The organism is Spectribacter acetivorans, assembly GCF_031846305.1.
GTDB classification, from domain to species: Bacteria; Pseudomonadota; Gammaproteobacteria; order Nevskiales; family Salinisphaeraceae; genus Spectribacter; species Spectribacter acetivorans.
In genome coordinates this window covers 49,904-66,637 of the sequence record NZ_JAVRHY010000011.1, presented here as the reverse complement: position 1 = coordinate 66,637, position 16,734 = coordinate 49,904, and the positions used below count along the sequence as shown (strand labels likewise).

Annotated in this window: 14 protein-coding genes; 11 read left to right on the top strand and 3 right to left on the bottom strand. The window is 66.3% G+C overall.

Annotation, left to right across the window (positions count from 1 at the left end; all coding sequences use genetic code 11):
* Window positions 1-1,527: a glycerol-3-phosphate dehydrogenase/oxidase gene (locus RM531_RS11925; RefSeq protein WP_311659537.1), complete on the top strand. Its 1,527-nt coding sequence runs from the start codon at window positions 1-3 to the stop codon at window positions 1,525-1,527.
* 9 nt (window positions 1,528-1,536) lie between these two features.
* Here RM531_RS11925 and RM531_RS11920 read toward each other — a convergent pair whose 3' ends face one another.
* The gene (locus tag RM531_RS11920) at window positions 1,537-2,976 is read right to left on the bottom strand and encodes a pyridoxal-phosphate dependent enzyme (protein WP_311659535.1); all 1,440 of its coding nucleotides are present in this window, start codon (window positions 2,974-2,976) and stop codon (window positions 1,537-1,539) included.
* A gap of 71 nt (window positions 2,977-3,047) precedes the next feature.
* Window positions 3,048-4,127: a cell division protein ZapE gene (gene zapE, locus RM531_RS11915; RefSeq protein ID WP_311659533.1), complete on the bottom strand. Its 1,080-nt coding sequence runs from the start codon at window positions 4,125-4,127 to the stop codon at window positions 3,048-3,050.
* A 45-nt stretch (window positions 4,128-4,172) separates the two neighbouring features.
* Here zapE and xerD point away from each other — a divergent pair, with 45 nt between their 5' ends.
* On the top strand, window positions 4,173-5,087 hold the full coding sequence (gene xerD, locus RM531_RS11910) for a site-specific tyrosine recombinase XerD (protein WP_311659531.1): 915 nt from the start codon (window positions 4,173-4,175) through the stop codon (window positions 5,085-5,087).
* 33 nt (window positions 5,088-5,120) lie between these two features.
* Window positions 5,121-5,873 carry a DsbC family protein gene (locus tag RM531_RS11905; protein WP_311659530.1) on the top strand — a complete coding sequence of 251 codons (753 nt, stop codon included), beginning with the start codon at window positions 5,121-5,123 and terminating at the stop codon, window positions 5,871-5,873.
* Here RM531_RS11905 and fdxA read toward each other — a convergent pair.
* Window positions 5,870-6,193: a ferredoxin FdxA gene (gene fdxA, locus RM531_RS11900; protein WP_311659529.1), complete on the bottom strand. Its 324-nt coding sequence runs from the start codon at window positions 6,191-6,193 to the stop codon at window positions 5,870-5,872. The genes RM531_RS11905 and fdxA overlap by 4 nt on opposite strands.
* Window positions 6,194-6,466: 273 nt before the next feature.
* Here fdxA and RM531_RS11895 point away from each other — a divergent pair, with 273 nt between their 5' ends.
* The 8 genes from RM531_RS11895 to RM531_RS11860 all read left to right on the top strand — a co-directional run bounded on the left by RM531_RS11895 (window position 6,467) and on the right by RM531_RS11860 (window position 16,685).
* Entirely contained in the window at window positions 6,467-7,300 is an 834-nt protein-coding gene (locus RM531_RS11895; protein WP_311659528.1) for a DUF3450 family protein, read from the top strand.
* Complete coding sequence (locus RM531_RS11890) at window positions 7,300-8,769, top strand: MotA/TolQ/ExbB proton channel family protein (protein ID WP_311659526.1); 1,470 nt, start codon at window positions 7,300-7,302, stop codon at window positions 8,767-8,769. The genes RM531_RS11895 and RM531_RS11890 overlap by 1 nt, the downstream gene beginning before the upstream one ends.
* Complete coding sequence (locus tag RM531_RS11885) at window positions 8,769-9,392, top strand: MotA/TolQ/ExbB proton channel family protein (protein ID WP_311659525.1); 624 nt, start codon at window positions 8,769-8,771, stop codon at window positions 9,390-9,392. The genes RM531_RS11890 and RM531_RS11885 overlap by 1 nt, the downstream gene beginning before the upstream one ends.
* Complete coding sequence (locus RM531_RS11880) at window positions 9,389-9,805, top strand: ExbD/TolR family protein (RefSeq protein WP_311659524.1); 417 nt, start codon at window positions 9,389-9,391, stop codon at window positions 9,803-9,805. Before RM531_RS11885 ends, RM531_RS11880 begins: the two co-directional genes overlap by 4 nt.
* A 32-nt stretch (window positions 9,806-9,837) precedes the next feature.
* Window positions 9,838-10,479, top strand: coding sequence for an energy transducer TonB (locus RM531_RS11875; RefSeq protein WP_311659523.1), 642 nt, complete (start codon window positions 9,838-9,840; stop codon window positions 10,477-10,479).
* Between the two features lie 25 nt (window positions 10,480-10,504).
* Window positions 10,505-11,710, top strand: coding sequence for a tetratricopeptide repeat protein (locus RM531_RS11870; protein WP_311659522.1), 1,206 nt, complete (start codon window positions 10,505-10,507; stop codon window positions 11,708-11,710).
* A 29-nt stretch (window positions 11,711-11,739) separates the two neighbouring features.
* Complete coding sequence (locus RM531_RS11865) at window positions 11,740-14,823, top strand: TonB-dependent receptor (protein WP_311659521.1); 3,084 nt, start codon at window positions 11,740-11,742, stop codon at window positions 14,821-14,823.
* Between the two features lie 98 nt (window positions 14,824-14,921).
* A complete protein-coding gene (locus tag RM531_RS11860) occupies window positions 14,922-16,685 on the top strand; it encodes a hypothetical protein (RefSeq protein WP_311659520.1) in 1,764 nt (587 codons plus the stop codon).
* Window positions 16,686-16,734: the final 49 nt, after the last annotated feature.

Sequence of the window (16,734 nt, the reverse complement as noted above, 5' to 3'; positions counted from 1 at the left end):
ATGTTCGACCACACGGACTGGCGAGACCGGCTCTGGTCGGAGGTCGACCAACCCTGGGATCTGATCATCATCGGCGGCGGGATCACCGGCGCCGGGATTCTGCGCGAAGCCAGCCGCGCCGGATTGCGGGTGCTGCTGGTGGAGCAGAACGATTTCGCCAGCGCCACTTCCAGCTGGTCGACCAAGCTGGTGCATGGCGGGTTGCGCTACCTGGCCAACGGCGAGTGGCGGCTCACCCGCGAATCCCTGCACGAACGCCAGGCCCTGCTAGACGCTGCCCCGGGACTGGTCGAGCCGATGGACTTCCTGATGCCGGTCTACGCCGGCCACCGGCCGGGCCGGCTGGTGACGCGGCTGGGGCTGGCGATCTACGACCTGATGGCGGGGCGCTGGCACGCCCACTATCGCGGCCGGGCGAAGGTGATGAACGAGTTGCCGTATCTGGCTCGGGACGGCCTGCGCGGCGCGTTCGTCTATCCGGATGCCCGCACCGACGACGTGCGGCTGGTGCTGCGCGTAATCGGCGAGGCGCTGGACGACGGCGGGCGGGCGCTGCATTACGCCCGCGCCGAGTCGCTATGCCGCGACCCGCAGGGTGGGGTCAATGGGATCGTTTTGCATGACCGGCTGGCGGATCGCCGGACCAAGGTGACGGCGACCGCCGTAATCAACGCCACCGGGCCCTGGAGTGACCGAGTGCGGGCCCAGGTGGACGGGGCGCCACGCCTGCGACCACTGCGGGGCAGTCATCTGGTGTTTCGGCGCGCCGACTGGCCGCTGGAACGGGCGCTGATGCTGTTCCATCCCGACGATGCGCGGCCGATGTTCGCCGTGCCCTGGTGCGGGGCCACGCTGGTGGGCACCACCGATCTCGACCACGACGGTTTCCCGGACACCCCGCCGCGCATGACCGACGCCGAAGGCGACTACATCATGGCCGCGGTCACGCATTACGCGCCCGGCCTTGGGCTAACCCGCGACGGGGCGGTCAGCAGTTTTGCCGGGGTCCGGCCGGTGGTGGCCGGCGATGCGGATGATCCCGGCCAGGCTTCGCGCGAGAGCGCCATCTGGTCGGAACAGGGCCTGGTCAACGTCACCGGCGGCAAGCTCACCACCTATCGCGTGACGGCACGGGAGGTGCTGGCGACACTGTCCGATCGGCTGCCGGCGCTGGCGCGCTTGCCGGCCGATGCCCCGATTCTCGGCGGCGGCGGGGACCGACTGGCCGGGCGCTACGGCCGTCACGCAGCGGATGTTCGGGCGCTCGGCGAGGCCGAGCCGATCGCGGGTACGCCCTTCACGCGCGCCGAGCTGCGCTGGGCGCTGCGCCACGAGGGGGTGGCGCACCTGGATGACCTGCTGCTGCGGCGCACCCGTCTGGGTCTGCTGCTGCCGGCGGGTGGCGAAGCCGAGTTGCCGGCTATCGAAACGCTTTGCCGGGAGGAACTGGGCTGGGATGAGGCGCGCTGGCTCGAGGAGTGCCGCGCTTACCGGGCGACCTGGCACCGGTTCCACGCACCGGGTTGACGCTGTCTGTCAGCCCGGCTTGCGGCTGATGGCGAGACCCGATTCCACCAGGGCCACCACGGCACGCGAGTTGTCACCGCTGCGGCCGGCGGTCAGTGCGGCGGCGAGGGCTCTGGCGCTGCGTGGGGAAAGCAGCAAGCCCTCCCGCCGGGCGGCGAGATCGGCCGCTTCACCGGCGGCGGCATCGTCGATGCGGGTGTAATCCACCCGGCCGGTTTCGCGCAGCCAGGCGTGCTCGCGGCGGGTGCTGACATGCCCGGGCGCATGCATGATCCGGTCCGCGGCGTCCCGTTGCTGGTCACTGAAGAATGTGCGGTGCGGCGTCTGATACGGATCCTGCTCCCGGTTGGCGGCGAGGTCGGGTGCCGTGTCCTCGATCGCGACCAGCCGGGTCGACGAATAGCCGAGAAACGGGACGAACAGGTTGAATGCCTCCAGCCCCTGATCGAGCGGCGCGGCGATGGTGCCGGGAAGATGCCGGACCGCCGCGATGATGCCGCGCCGCAACGCCCGCCCGGGGCCGGCATGCGCGTCTCTCAGCAGGCCGGGATAGGGCTCGGGGCCGGCTGCCAGCCCGTTGACGAACTGGCGGCGGTCGGGGTTTTCCAGCCAGTCCTGCACGGCGCGGTTGCGCAATTCGTTGAGCATCGCCGCCGGGCTGGTGTGCCGCATACTGCGAGGTGAGCGCATCAGGATCACCTCGGCACCCGCCCGCTCGGCCTGATCGAGCCGTGCCGCATCGGTTTGCGCGTCGCCCTCGCGAAAGTGCAGACGGCAGCGCAGCCCCAGGTGAGCGGCGGCCGCGGCTACCGCGAGGCCGTGCAGGCCCGAACGTGATGCGGCCACCAGTTGCTCACGGCCGAGTTCGATGGCAACCAGCCCCTGGAGCAGGGCGTTGGCCAGCTTCTGGCTGGCAATGTCGGTTTCGGTGCGGCGGGCGATGAACAAGGGGGCACCGCCGTTGGTGTCGGTCAGGCGATCTGCCCGGTAAAGCGCCGGCGTGACCCGGCCCGACAGCCGCGACAACCGCTGGTCGAAGTCGTCCAGAAACGATGGCTGCGCGCGTATTGCCGCGTAGTCCGCCGCCAGCGCCGCGAGTGCCCGGCCGAGGTCGCTGTCGGCTGCGGCCTCGCCAAAGCGCTGACCCTGGCTGCCGGCGGCGGCGCCGGGTTCGGCGTCGCCGTGAATATCGGTCAGCAGCAGGGACTCGCCCAGCGCCTCGACCCGATCCCAGTCACCGGCCAGACCCTGCCTGAGGTTGTCCCGATAGGTCTGGGCCACGGCGCGGAACGCATCCCGATGACCGGCCGCCGCATACAGTTCGAGCAGCTTGAAGCGCAGGTCCTGGCGCTGTGGCTGCTGCGCCAGCGTCTGTTCGAGCACCGCCGCCACTTCGTCATAGAAGGTTTGCGCGGAATAATCCTCGCCGGTGTCGTTGCGGTCGTTCATCGCGGTCCTCGTGCCGAGCGGGGCCGGTGGCATGGCCCAGCATGGTATATCGGCTGATCGGTCGCGTGATGTTAGGGACGGTGCGGGGCGGCGAGGTAGTCGTGGCTGCCCATTTCCCGCAGGCGGCTCACGGTGCGCTCGAACTCGAAGGCCAGGCGTTTGCCGGTGTAGATGTCTTCCGGCGCGGCTTCCGCTGAGACGATCAGCTTGACGCCGCGGTCGTAGAATTCGTCCACCAGGTTGATCAGCCGTCGGGCGGGGTCGTTCTCGGCGTTGTCGAGTACCGGGATGCCGGAGACCAGCACGGTGTGGAAGCAGCGGGCGATCTCGCAATAGTCCTCGGCGCTGCGGGGGCCGCGGCAGAGGTCGTCGAAGCTGAACCAGACGACGTCGCTACCGAGCCGTCGCGCGGGTACCGCGCGGTCGTTGATTTCCAGGTGGGTGTTGGATTCGCTGCTACCGCCGGCCATTTCGCGGAAGTAGGCGGCGAGGTTGTCCTCGGCATCGGCATCCAGCGGGTGGTGATAGATCTCGGCCCGTTCCAGCTGGCGCAGGCGGTAGTCGATGCCGTGGTCCAGCTCCATCACGTCGCAGTGTTCGCGGATGCGGTCGATCACCGGCAGGAAACGCTCGCGCTGCAGACCGCCGGCGTAAAGGTCGTCGGGCGGGATGTTGGAGGTGGCCACCAGGGTGACCCCCTGCTCGAACAGTTCGGTGACCAGACGGCCCAGGATCATGGCGTCGGCCACGTCGGCGACGTAGAACTCGTCGAAGCACAGCACCCGGTCGTGGGCCATTTCCCGGGCGATCAGTTTCAGCGGGTCCTGCTTGTCGCTGTAATGCCGCCGCCGCTGGTGGACCTGGTGCATGAAGCGATGGAAGTGGCTGCGCCGCTTGCGGGTGAACGGCAGCGACTCGAAGAAGCGGTCCATGAGGTAGGTCTTGCCGCGACCCACGCCGCCCCACATGTAAAGCCCGTTGACCGGCGTCCAGCCACGGCGCAGACGTTTGGGCGGGCTGTCGACCAGCGCGTCGTGAATTGCCTGCAGGGCGTCCACCGCGGCGGCCTGGGCCGGGTCGGACTGGAATTCCGGGTCAGCCAGGTCCTGCTCGTAGCGTTGTCTCGGTCCGGCGGCTTCAGCGGCGGGCATGACGGTCGATCGCTCGGATGGGGAGGCGTAGTATACGCATCAGCCATGGCCGACCCCGATGCGCTCTCCGCCGAGGACCAGCAGTTGATCGACGCCTTCCTCGATCAGCTCTGGACCGAGTACGGGCTGGCCGACAGCACGCTCGCGGCCTATCGCTCGGACCTGCGCCAGGTGGCGCTGGCGCTGGATCACGGCGTCGCGCTGGCCGGGGCGCAGCGCGCCGATCTTCTCGATTGCCTGGGCCGTCGTCAGCGGGCCGGCGCCAGCCCCCGCAGCGCCGCCCGGCTGCTGTCCAGTCTGCGTCGGTTCTATGGCTGGCTGGTGGCTTCGCGGCGGCGCGAGGACGATCCCACTGCGCTGATCGACAGCCCGCGGCTGGGCCGCCGTCTGCCCCACACGCTGACCGAGACCGAGGTGAACGATCTGCTGGCCGCCCCGGATACGCAGACCGAACTGGGCCTGCGTGACCGGGCAATGCTGGAACTGATGTACGCCACCGGGCTGCGGGTATCGGAGCTGGTAGGGCTGCAGCGGCATCAGGTGAACCTGCGCCAGGGCGTGGTGCAGGTGGTGGGCAAGGGCGGGCGCGAACGGCTGGTGCCGGTGGGCGAGGCCGCGCAGGACTGGCTGGAGGCCTATCTGCGCCGGGCCCGGGCGGCGCTGCTCGATGGCCGGGCCGGGACTGATGCGCTTTTCGTGACCGCTCGCGGGAAGGTGATGACGCGCCAGAATTTCTGGCACCTGATCAAGCGCTACGCCGCGCGGGCCGGCATTCGTCAGGGCCTTTCGCCCCACGGGATGCGGCATGCCTTCGCCACGCATCTGCTCAATCACGGGGCGGACCTGCGTGCGGTGCAGATGCTGCTAGGGCATGCGGATCTGTCCACCACCCAGATCTATACCCATGTGGCCCGGGCGCGGCTGCAGGATCTGCATCGTCAGCACCATCCCCGTGGCTGAACCCATGCGCCTGGACAGGGTCTATCCGGCGTGATGCAACGATTCCGATCGATCCCCACGATGCTGGCCGCCGGGCTGGTCATGTGTCTGATGTGCCAGCCGGTACGCGCCGGCGATCTGTCCGATCCCGAATTTCGTCAGACGGTGGCGGACCGCTTTCCGGGGGTGGCAGCGACCGATATCTCCGAAACCCCGCTGCCGGGCATGTGGCAGATCTCCCAGTCCGGGGTGGTGGGTTACATCAGCGCGGACGGCCGCTATCTGTTCGACGGCGACATGATCGATCTGGAGAAAGAGGTCAATCTGGCGGAGGCCGAACGGCGGAACTGGCGGCTGGAGAAGATCGGCGCCGTGGCCGAGCAGGACATGATTCTGTACGAGCCCGCGCGGACGCGCGACACGATCACGGTTTTCACCGATGTGGCTTGCCGCCACTGCCGGCGCTTGCACGAAGGCATGGACCGCCTGCTCGAGGCCGGCATCCGGGTGCGCTACCTGTTCTATCCGCTGTCCGGGCCCGATTCCAGCGCGTTCCGACGGGCCCAGTCGGTGTGGTGTGCCGCCGACCGCAAGCAGGCGCTGACCCGGGCATTCCGGGGCGAGCGCATCGAAGCGGATGCGAGCTGCGACAATCCGGTGGCAGATCAGTACCGGCTGGCGGCGCAAACCATGAATCTGCGCGGTACCCCGACCATCGTGACCGGGGATGGCAGGGTTCTGTCACCGGGCCTGCCGGTGGCCGCCATCATCCGCGAGGCGACCGGGCAGCAATCAGCGAATCGCTAGCGTTCCAGATGCTTGAGCTTGTCCGGCACGTCTTCCCATTCCTTGGCGTCGGCGGGCGGGTCCTTGATCTCGGTGATCACCGGCCATTCGGCGGACAGCTCCTCGTTGAGCTTGAGGAAGTGCTGCTGGTCCTCTGAGAGATCGTCCTCGGACACGATGGCCTCGACCGGGCATTCCGGCTCGCACAGCGTGCAGTCGATGCATTCCTCGGGGTCGATCACCAGGAAGTTCGGCCCCTCGTGGAAGCAGTCCACCGGACAGACCTCCACGCAGTCGGTGTACTTGCACTTGATGCAGTTCTCGGTGACGACGAATGTCATCGGGTGGCTCCGGGCGTCATGCAATGGCGGTAATGATAACAGCTGGTCCGCGCATGTTGCGGTGCGCAAACGGCGGGTCGGGCGGGTGAGTCGCTGACCAGGGCGGACGGTCGAATCCCGTCGCCAAAGGCCCGGCACAGACCGGATGACGGGCCGACATAATATTGAAACATTTGCCGCGCATCTTGTGTCCCGAGCTTCCCGGGGGACCGCGCCGAGCCGTGGTGATGCGGCCGCACGAGCCCCCGGTGTCCTACATCTCGGGAGACACCGATGACGCGTTTGTGGTCGATATTACCCTGGCGTCCGACCCTGGCCGGCATTCTGCTTGCGGCCTGCGGAACGGCCGCTGCCCAGGACTCCATCGACAACCTGTCGAAGCAGCTGATCGAGCTGCGCGGCGAGGTGGAGGAACTCAACGACGAGCTGGCCAGCGCCAAGGACCAGCATCGCAGCCGCATGAATGCGCTGGCGCGCCAGCGAGGCGAGGCCGAGGCCAGCCTCGAGCAGGCGCAACTGCAGGTTGAGGAAATCGAGGGGCGCATGGCCAGCGCCCGCGAAGACGCCCAGGAAGCCGGTGCCGACGCCGACCAGCTGGAGCCGGTGGTAATGGCCATCATCGACGCATCCGAGTCGATGGTGAGCAATCGCCTTCCGTTCAAGCGGGATGAGCGCCTGGCGGAGCTTGACCAGATTCGCAGCCGGGTGGAACAGGACGTGATCACCCCGCACAAGGCGATCAATACCCTCTGGGCCTTCTACGAGGACGAGATTCGTCTGACCGGCGACAACGGGCTGTATCAGCAGACCGTTCGCCACGACGGCGAAGAGCGGCTGGCCGACGTCGCCCGCCTAGGCATGGTGATGATGTTCTACCGCACCAGCGGCGGCGCCTACGGCAACGTGGTGCGCGACGGCGACCAGTGGCGCTATCAGCCGGTCGACGACAGCGGCCGTCTGGTCAGCGAGCTGTTCCAGACCTTCGAGCGTCAGGTCCGCACCGGGTTCTTCGAACTGCCCAATGCCATCGGCGAAGCCGGCGTTCGCCAGGCTGCCGCCGACACCCCCACCGACATCGCCCAGGCCGAATCCCGAGGGGAGAAGTAATGACTGTCATCAACAATGGTTGGCGGCTTGCCGCGCTTGCGGCGGCCCTGTGGCTGGCCCCAGTTCAGGCGCAGGATGAACCCGCCCCGGCCGGCGATGCGCCGTCCGCGGACGCGCCCGCTGCGCCGGCCCCGGCGGCCGAGCCCAGCGAGGAGAGCGTGGAACAGCGCCTGGAAGAGGCGTTCAAGCGCGAGTTCGCGTTCCTGGTCGAGCAGAAAGCACAGCTGGAACGCAGCCTGCAGGATTTCCGGGCCCGTGCGTCACGCGAAGTCGGTCAGGTGAAGGGCCGCGTGGACCAGCTCCAGAGTCAGCTGGTGGCGGCGCAGGACCGGCAGAATCAGGCGCGCGAGGAACTCAAGCTGATTCAGGAGCGGACCCGTTCCACCAGCAATGCCCAGCAGGTGCTGGAAGGCACCTTCTCGCAGGCCGAGTCCACCCTGGGTGATTACGGCATCGAGAAGCTGGGCGGCGACGACTTCGCCGAGCTCGGCGATGACGAGAAGGTGCGCGAGACGTTCGCCACCGCTCGCGAACTGATCGCCGAGCGCAGCGAAATGCGCACCACCGATGGCGCCTTCTTTACCCAGGATGGCAGCCGCATCGATGGTCAGTTGATCAAGGTCGGCGGCATCGCCGCCTACGGCGTGTCCCCCGATGCCGCGGGCGTGCTGGCCCCGGCTGGCGGCGGCCGCTACAAGATCTGGGAGAACGCCGCCACCGACACCGTGCGCGAGATCGCCCAGGGCGCCAGCCCGGCGGTGTTGCCGCTGTTCCTCTACGAGTCGCTGGATACCAGCGCCGAAGGCAGCGGGGCGGAATCGGTGATCGAACACATTGAAAGCGGCGGGACCATCGCCTGGATCATCATGGGTCTGGCCGGCGTGGCGCTACTGTTGATCCTGGTGCGCATTGCCTTCCTGGCCCGGGCCAGTTCCCGTACCGGTCAGCTCGAGCGCGAAGTCGGTGCGCTGGTGCGCGAAGGCCGCATGGACGATGCCCGCGAGGCCTGCAGTCGCTTCAAGGGCTCGGCGGCCCGCGTGGTGGGCTCGGCCCTGCGCAACATGGACCGCCAGCGCGAGCACCTGGAAGACATCATTTCCGAGTCGATCCTGGCGGAGAGCGGCCACCTGAACCGCTTCGGCGCCATGATCCTGGTGATTGCCGCGGTGTCCCCGCTGCTGGGTCTGCTCGGCACCGTCACCGGCATGATCAGCACGTTCGACGTGATCACCAAGTTCGGCACCGGCGATCCCAAGCTGCTGTCCGGCGGTATTTCCACCGCGCTGGTGACCACCGAGCTGGGCCTGATGGTGGCGATCCCGACGCTGCTGATCGGCAATGTCCTGTCGTCCTGGGCCGAGCGTATCAAGGACAGCATGGAAAAGGCCGCCCTGCGGGTGACCAACCTGTATCACGCCGGCCGTGACGGCACCTCGCCGCGCATGGCCCACGCGGGGAGCCCGGCCTGATGGAACTCGGGCTCCTGTTCGAGCGGGCGCAGTTCTACTACGAGGCCGGGGGCTACGTGATGCCCTGGCTGGTGCTGGCCACGCTGGTGCTGTGGTTCGGGCTGGGCTACCGCGCGGCAGTCCTGCGGCGCGGCGGCAATACATCGGTCCGGGTAGTGCTGCGTCGCGAAATCGAGGGCCGGGGCGGCAAGGCCCGCGGCATCATCGAACAGGCGGCCCGCGACGGTCTGGCCGTGGCGCGCAGCGGCGGTGCGCATCTGCGCCGTCGGCTGGATGACGCGCTGGCCGACCATCACATGGAGATCAAGCGTTACCGGAAGCTGGTGGGCGCGATCGTGGCGGTGGCGCCGGTGCTGGGTCTGCTCGGCACGGTCACCGGGATGATGGAGACCTTCCGGTCGCTGGACGACGCCGCGCTCTACACCCGCAACGGCGGCATCGCGGCCGGTATTTCCCAGGCGCTGTTCACCACCCAGCTGGGCCTGGCGGTGGCGATTCCCGGGCTGGTGATCAAGGGCTTTCTCGACCGCAAGCAGCGGGTGATCGAGATGGAACTGGCCCAGATCAAGGACATCCTCAGCAGCCGCGAAGTCGCGGTCAGCGCCGACGGAGGCGAGCAATGAAGTACCGGCAACGGGAAAGCGAAGAGCAGCAGGGCATCGACATCTCGCCGCTTATCGACATGGTTTTCATCCTGCTGATCTTCTTCATGGTCAGCACGACCTTCGTCAAGGACATGGACCTGGACATCGACCGGCCCAAGGCGTCCACCGCCGAGCCGTCGTCGACCAAGGCCGTGCGCATCTACATCGAGGGCTCCGGCCAGACCTATCTGGACGGGCAGCCGGTGCAGACCTGGGTGATCCAGAGCCGGCTCAAGGACCTGCTAGAGGTCAGCACCAGCGGCTCGGTGCTGGTGGTCACGGACGGCAACGTGCCGTCGCAGAAACTGGTGGAAGTGGTGGATCAGGCGCGACTGGCCGGCGCATCCGACGTGGGCGTGGCCACCCGCAATGAAGCGGGCGGCCGGACCTGATTGTTCCGCACCCCGGCAAAGGAGTTATCGACATGAATGCAACACACGTACGCCGTCACGGCATTGCCTTGTCCTACATGGTGGCGGGCTCGCTTTCCATCTTCAGCCTCGTGGTGCTGATGAACGAATTCTCGCGGGCACCGGATCGCGAAGAGCGCTCCACCAGCGCCGAGTTCTCGGTGGAAAAGCTGGAGCAGCCGGAGCCGGAACAGGTGGTCCAGAAGCCGAAGCCGCCGCCCGAGCGTGATCCGCTCGACCCGCCGCAGAACCCGCTGCGTGGTCTGGATTCCTCACTGCCGGGCCTGGATCTGGGTATTCCCTCGGTGGATATGGACGGCGTCGCCGGCGCCAGCGATGACCTGCTGGGTGAGTCGCGCGACGTGGTGATGACCGGCGATACCGTCGACGAGGCCCCGCGGCCGATCCGTCAGGGTGCGATGAATTATCCCGCAGAGGCCCGCGCCGAGGGGGTCGAGGGTTACGTGCTTCTCAGCGTGCTGGTCGACGAGAACGGTTCCGTGGAGCAGGTGAAGGTGCTCAGTGCCGAGCCGGGCGGCGTGTTCGATCAGATTGCCGCGCAGGGCATCCAGCAGTGGCGTTTCACCCCGGCCAAGTACAAGGGCGAAACGGTCAAGACCTGGGTGCGCCAGCGGATCAGCTTCGATCTCAGCTAAACGGATGTCGCGGAGTCTGAATCCCATGCGCCCCACGCTCACTGCTGCATTCCTGTCGCTGGCCCTGGCCATCGCCGGTCCCGCCGTCCTGGCCCAGGACGAGGGCAACGGCGAGCCGGCGGTGCAGATGCCGGCCGACGGCGATACCAGCGATCTGACGGTGTCGGACCGCCTGTCGCTCGTCGGTCTGCTGGTGGGCGACGGCTATTACGATCGCGCGCTGACCGTGCTGTCCGATATCGACCCGTCGGCGGAGGATCTCGACCGGGTGCGCTTCTATACCCTGCGCGGCCTCGCGCGCCTGAACCGGGATGATCCGGCGGGGGCGCGAGACGACTTCCGCGACTCGATCACCGCCGGTCAGGACAAGCCGGTTATCTACGTCTACCTGGGTCAGGCGCATTTTCGCTTGCAGGAATACGCGGACACCCTGGATGCCATCGACAAGGCGGGCAGCGCCGCGGCGAAATACCCGTCGCTGTACATCCTACGGGCCGAGTCGCACTGGAAACTGGACCAGCCGGTGGGTGCGTTCCGGGCGCTCGAGGCCGGGCTGGCGCGTTATCCGGACAACCATCAGTTCCTGCGTCGTCAGGTGTTCTACATGATGGAACTGGGCACCTACCAGTCGGCCGCGGAACTGGGGCGACGTTATCTCGGCGAAATCGAGGGCGGGCCCGAGGACTACCTCGCGATTGCGGTGGCCCTGCACCGGGGCGGCGAGAGCGATGAGGCGCTGTCCTTCCTGGAATACGCCCAGCTGCGTTTCCCCGAGAACACCAAGATCACCCAGGCCCTGGCGCAGGTGTATTTCGACACCGGCCGCGGCAAGGCGGCGGCGGACGTCTATGAAAAGGCCGCTGCCGTGCACCCGGAGCTGACCCACGAGGCGGCCGAATTCCACCGGCGCGCCGGGCAGCTGTTCCGGGCGCTGAACCTGAATGCCCGGGTACGCGATCCCAAGGAAAAGATGCGCCAGCGCGTGGCGATCCTGGTCGAGCTGGAACGCTACGAGCAGGTCGCCGGCGCCCAGGCCTCGCTCAATCGCGTGGGCCTGCTGGAAGACCAGAACATTCGCTACGCCCTGGCCTATTCGTTGTTCAAGGCCGGCAAGTTCGATGCGGCGGAGGCGCATCTCAGCCGACTCACGAAGGGGGATCTGGTTCGCCAGGCCACCCAGTTACGCCAGTACATGCAGGAATGCCGTAGCGATCCCTGGCTGTGCGCGTAACGCGCCGGCCCCCGACAGCGAGCCGAATCATGTTCTATCGTGTGCTAGCCCTGTTCGCAGTGCTCAGCCTGTGTGCCCCTGCCTTCGCCCAGACCGGCGGTGACGTCTGGTTGTTCATCTTCGCCGAGGACGGCAGTCCGGTCGCCGACGTGGACATGCGGGTCGACGGCGACACGGTGGACACCAGCAGCCCCGCCGGCGCCATCTACGCGCGCATCGCCGCGGGCCGTCGTGACGTCAGTCTGGTTCGCGACGGCGAAACCCTGCTCGAACTTGATCTGCTCACCGCCGACGAGGAAGACATCCAGATCCTGGTGACGCTGCGCAGCGGCCGCGAGCCGGACGTGGCCATCGAAAGTTCCGGGACCGATCCGGTCCTGGCCGGCCAGACCGAAGAGCAGCGCATTGTTGGCGCGTTCAAGCCCGGTCTGCTCGAAGGCGAAGTGGTGTCGGTGGAGGACGGCGCCCCGATTGTCGGCGCCGAGATCTTCGTGGCTGGCACCGAAACCCGCATGCGCACCAATGCCGCCGGCCAGTACCAGGCGGAACTGCCGCCCGGCAACTACACCCTGTCCATCGTGCACCCGGACTACGCCGCCCAGACGCTGGAAAATATTCGCGTGATACCCGGCAAGGCAGTGACCGCCAGCGTGGAAATGGCGCCCTCCGGCGTGCAGCTTGCCGAATACACCGTGACCGCACCGTTCATCGAGGGCAGCGTAGCGTCCACCTTCACGCTTCAGCGGGAATCTTCGCAGGTGACCGAGGTCCTCGGCGCCGAGCAGATTTCGCGTACCGGCGACAGCGACGCCGCCGAAGCCTTGACCCGCGTGTCGGGTCTGACGCTGGAGCAGGGCAAGTTCGTGGTCATTCGTGGCCAGCCCTCGCGTTATACCTACGCGCAGTTCAATGGCTCGCCGCTGCCCAGTACCGATCCGGTGCGTCAGTCGGTACCGCTGGATCTGTTTCCGGCCGGTGTGCTGTCCGGTATCGAGGTGCAGAAAAGCTATTCGGCGGATCAGCCGGGCGCATTCGGCGCGGGTCTGGTGTCGCTGGATACCCGCAAGGTGCCGCAGTCGGGATTCGTCGATCTGTCCGTATCGACTGGCGCCAACTCGGCCAGTACCGGCGAGACTGGTGCCACCTACGACGGCAGCGTCGAGGATTTCCTCGGCCAGGATAACGGCGCCCGGGCCCTGCCGGGCCCGATCCGGGCCGCCGGCGGCAACCTGCAGTCCGTTGCGAACGAGCAGGAGCGCATCGCGCTCGGCAAGAGCTTCAACGACGTGCACCTTCCCGAAACCATGGAGCTGCCGGCGGACGTCGGCGGCAGCCTCAGTGGAGGCAAGGGCTTCGACACCAGCTATGGCCGTTTCGGCGTGCTGGCCTCCGCCTCCTACGATCACAAGTACCGCTTTATCGAGGAGCGGGACATTACCTACGAAGGTAATAGCGCCGACACGCTGCGCGTTCAACAGGATTTCACCGATCGGCGCACCGAGCGCGACATCCGCATGAGTGCGCTGGCCGTCTTCAGCGGCGAGTGGGAAAGCCATTCGGTATCGCTGAACAACTTCTTCATTCGCGACACCAAGGACCGGACCTCGATTGCCGACGGCATCAGCGTGGTCAGTGACGAATTCCGTGAACGCCAGTTCCTGCTCGAGTTCAATCAGCGTGAAACGCTGCTGCATCAGCTGGTGGGTTCGCACGACTTCGATTTCGTGCAGGTCGACTGGCGCGCCCAGACCGCGGACGGCGACCGTGACCGGCCGGATCGCCGCACCTGGAATTACCAGGGTCCGCTGTTCAACGATGACCCGCTGGAATTCGCCGCCGAGGACGCGTTGCAGCGAGAGTTCAACGTCGTCACCGATGAGGTCAACAGCTACGGACTGGACCTGACCTTCCCGCTGAACGACTGGGGGCGCCTGACTCCGATGATCAAGGTCGGCCTGGCGGACTCCGCGCAAGAGCGTGTGTCGGTCACACGGCGTTTCAACTTCGAACCGGCCGGCTCGCTTGCGAACCTGGCGCAGCCGATTCCCGAGTTCATCATCAACGATTTCACTATTGGTGACACGGTGAACTTTTCCGAGCGCACCGTGGGCTCCGACCGTTACTTCGGGACCGCCGATGTTTCGGGTTTCTATGCGCTAACCGACCTTCGCTGGGCGGATCTGCTGCGGCTGACACTCGGGGTTCGCCGCGAGGAGGCGAACTACGAGGTCACGACGCCGACATCGATCACCGACGACGTAGGAACGGTCAGCGGCTTCGATCGCACCGATACCCTGCCGTCGCTGGGCCTGACCTGGTTCGCCAGCGAGAACACCCAGGTTCGTTTCACCACCGGCAAGTCGGTGTCGTATCCGCTGCTGGTAGAGATCTCCGACACGCTCTTCCTGGACCCGGATACCGGCGAGCAGTTCGCCGGCAACCCGGATCTGGAAGCCACCGAGATCGAGAGCTACGACCTGCGTTGGGAGTGGTACCCCTCGGCCAAGGAGGCGGTGACCGCCGGTATCTTTCTCAAGGACCTGAAGAACCCGATCGAGCGGCAGTTCCTGCCGGTGGCGGGCGGCGGTCAGCGCATCCAGTTCACCAATGGCGAGATCGGCGAGGTCTACGGGTTCGAGATCGACGGACGCGCCGGCCTTGACTGGTTCTCGGACATTGGCCTGATGCCGGAATCGGAGCTCCTCAAGAAAAGTTACGTGCAGGCCAACTTCACCATTACCGAATCTGAGGTGGAAATCGGTCCCGGCGGTATTGCGACCAACCGGCAGCGCCGGCTACAGGGGCAGGCCGACACCGTATTCAACTTCCAGCTTGGCTACGACGGCGCCATCCACGACTGGACACTGGCACTCAACCGGGTTGGTGAACGGCTGGATGCCGCCGGAGCAAACGGTCGCCCGGACGTATTCCAGCAGCCCAGTACATTCGTTGATCTGACTTACAGCCTCGGTTTCTTCAATCGCGGAAAGCTGAAGCTGAAGGCGGAGAACCTCCTCAACGAGGAGATCGACTTCATGCAGGGCCCGCTGCTTCAGCAGCGATTCATTCTGGGCCGGTCATTCGGTGCCTCGCTGTCCTGGGAAGTTTTCTGATTGTCACGCAATTGCAATAGCGGCCACTTACCTTGGCATCGGTAAGCGTCAGCCCTTGCTTACGCCGATATTTAATCCATCTGGGAGGGATACAGGACATGGCTTTTAAACACGCGCGCACTCTCTGCAGCGCCTTCGTACTCGGTTTGGTGCTCTCCGCTTGCGGCGGCGAGGGCGGCGATCTGATTACCGGCAATATTTCCGGCGGTCAGGGCGGCTCCGGCGGTCAGGGCGGTACTTCGGGCTCTGGTACGTCCGGGACCTCGGGCACCTCCGGTACGTCGGGAACGTCCGGTACTTCTGGCACGTCCGGGACCTCGGGCACGTCCGGCACCTCCGGCACCCCGGGAGCAGGCGCTATCGGTGATCCGATGAGCACCTTCAATCAGCTCGGCATGCTGCTTCCGGAGGACATCCATCCGCTGGTCGACAACATCGACCCGATGGACGGCTCCTCGGCCGATATCACGCCGGCTTCTTCCCCGAATTGCCCGAGTGGAACCACGGACGAGGGCACCACCGTGGTGATGTTCGACGACGGTGACTACTTCGAGGGCGGCTCGGCCAACCCGGAATTTCCGGTTTGCGTGCTCGATAGCGACATTCTCGCGGACACTACACTGACCAATGATCACGTCTACGTGCTCGATGGCGAAGTGTTCGTGGGCACCGGTGATGCCGAAGACGCGGCGCCGCCGTCCCCGGGCGACGAAGTCGTGTTGTCGATCGAATCCGGTGTGCAGATCTACGCGGATCAGGGTTCGGCTTCGGCCATCCGCGTGACCCGCGGCGCCCAGATCGACGCTCAGGGCACCATGGAGCAGCCGATCATCATGGCGGCTGTCCCGGTGGCCGGCTTCGCTCGTGAGATTGACGGTGATCCGACCGATCTTACCGGTCGCGGCGACTGGGGCGGTCTGGTTCTCAACGGTTATGCCCAGACCAACAGCACCGAAGATGCCGGCAACATTCCCAACGAGCTGACCAGTGAAGCCACCAACCGTAACGTGTTCTTCGGTGGTAACGACGATGGGGACAGCAGCGGCACGGTGAGCTACGTCATCATCGCCGAGTCCGGCGTTGCCTTCGCGCCCGATGCGGAAGTGCAGGGTCTGACGCTGGAAGGGGTTGGCAGTGGCACTACCATCAACAACATCCAGGTCATCGGCTCCAACGATGACGGCATCGAGTGGTTCGGTGGTGCGGTCAATCAGAGCAACATCCTGATCAACGGCGCCGAGGACGACGGTCTGGATATCGACCTGGGCTTCCGCGGCACGATCAAGAACTTCATCGTGCGTCAGGCCAATGGTCTTGGTGACCACGGCACGGAATCGGACAACGATGGTGACGATTTCGGCGCCATGCCCGTCAGTCGCCCGGTTCTGGCCAACGGTCTGTTCCTGATCTGGGGTGACGGCGAGTCCGGCGGCGCGCTGCTGCGTGAAGGCTACGGCGCGAACTTCGAGAACGTCGTCTTTGCCGACGGCGCGACCCTGATGGGTGCGCCCAGTGCCGCAGTCGCCGGCACCAGCTGTATCGATAACGACGACGAAGTTGACGAAGACCTGAACGCGTTCGGTCTGGCCTACTTCTGCAGCGTTGGTGCGGCGGAGCCGGACGGTGACACGTTCGAAGAAGACTGGTTCGCCGGCATGGCCCAGGACGGCACCACCGTGACGTTCGAAGGCATGGAAGACAACACCATCAGTGTTGATCCGGCGTCCTATCAGGTGACGACGGCCGTGAGCCCCAGCAGCGCGGTCAGCGAAGCCGACGACTACATGGGCCCGGTGAGTTCCGCCGACGCCCAGGCTCAGACCGAGTGGTGGCGCGGCTGGACCGTGCATTTCGGTCAGTAATCGCCGACCCGACAATCGGTTGGTATAAGGGGGTGTTGCTTCGGCAGCA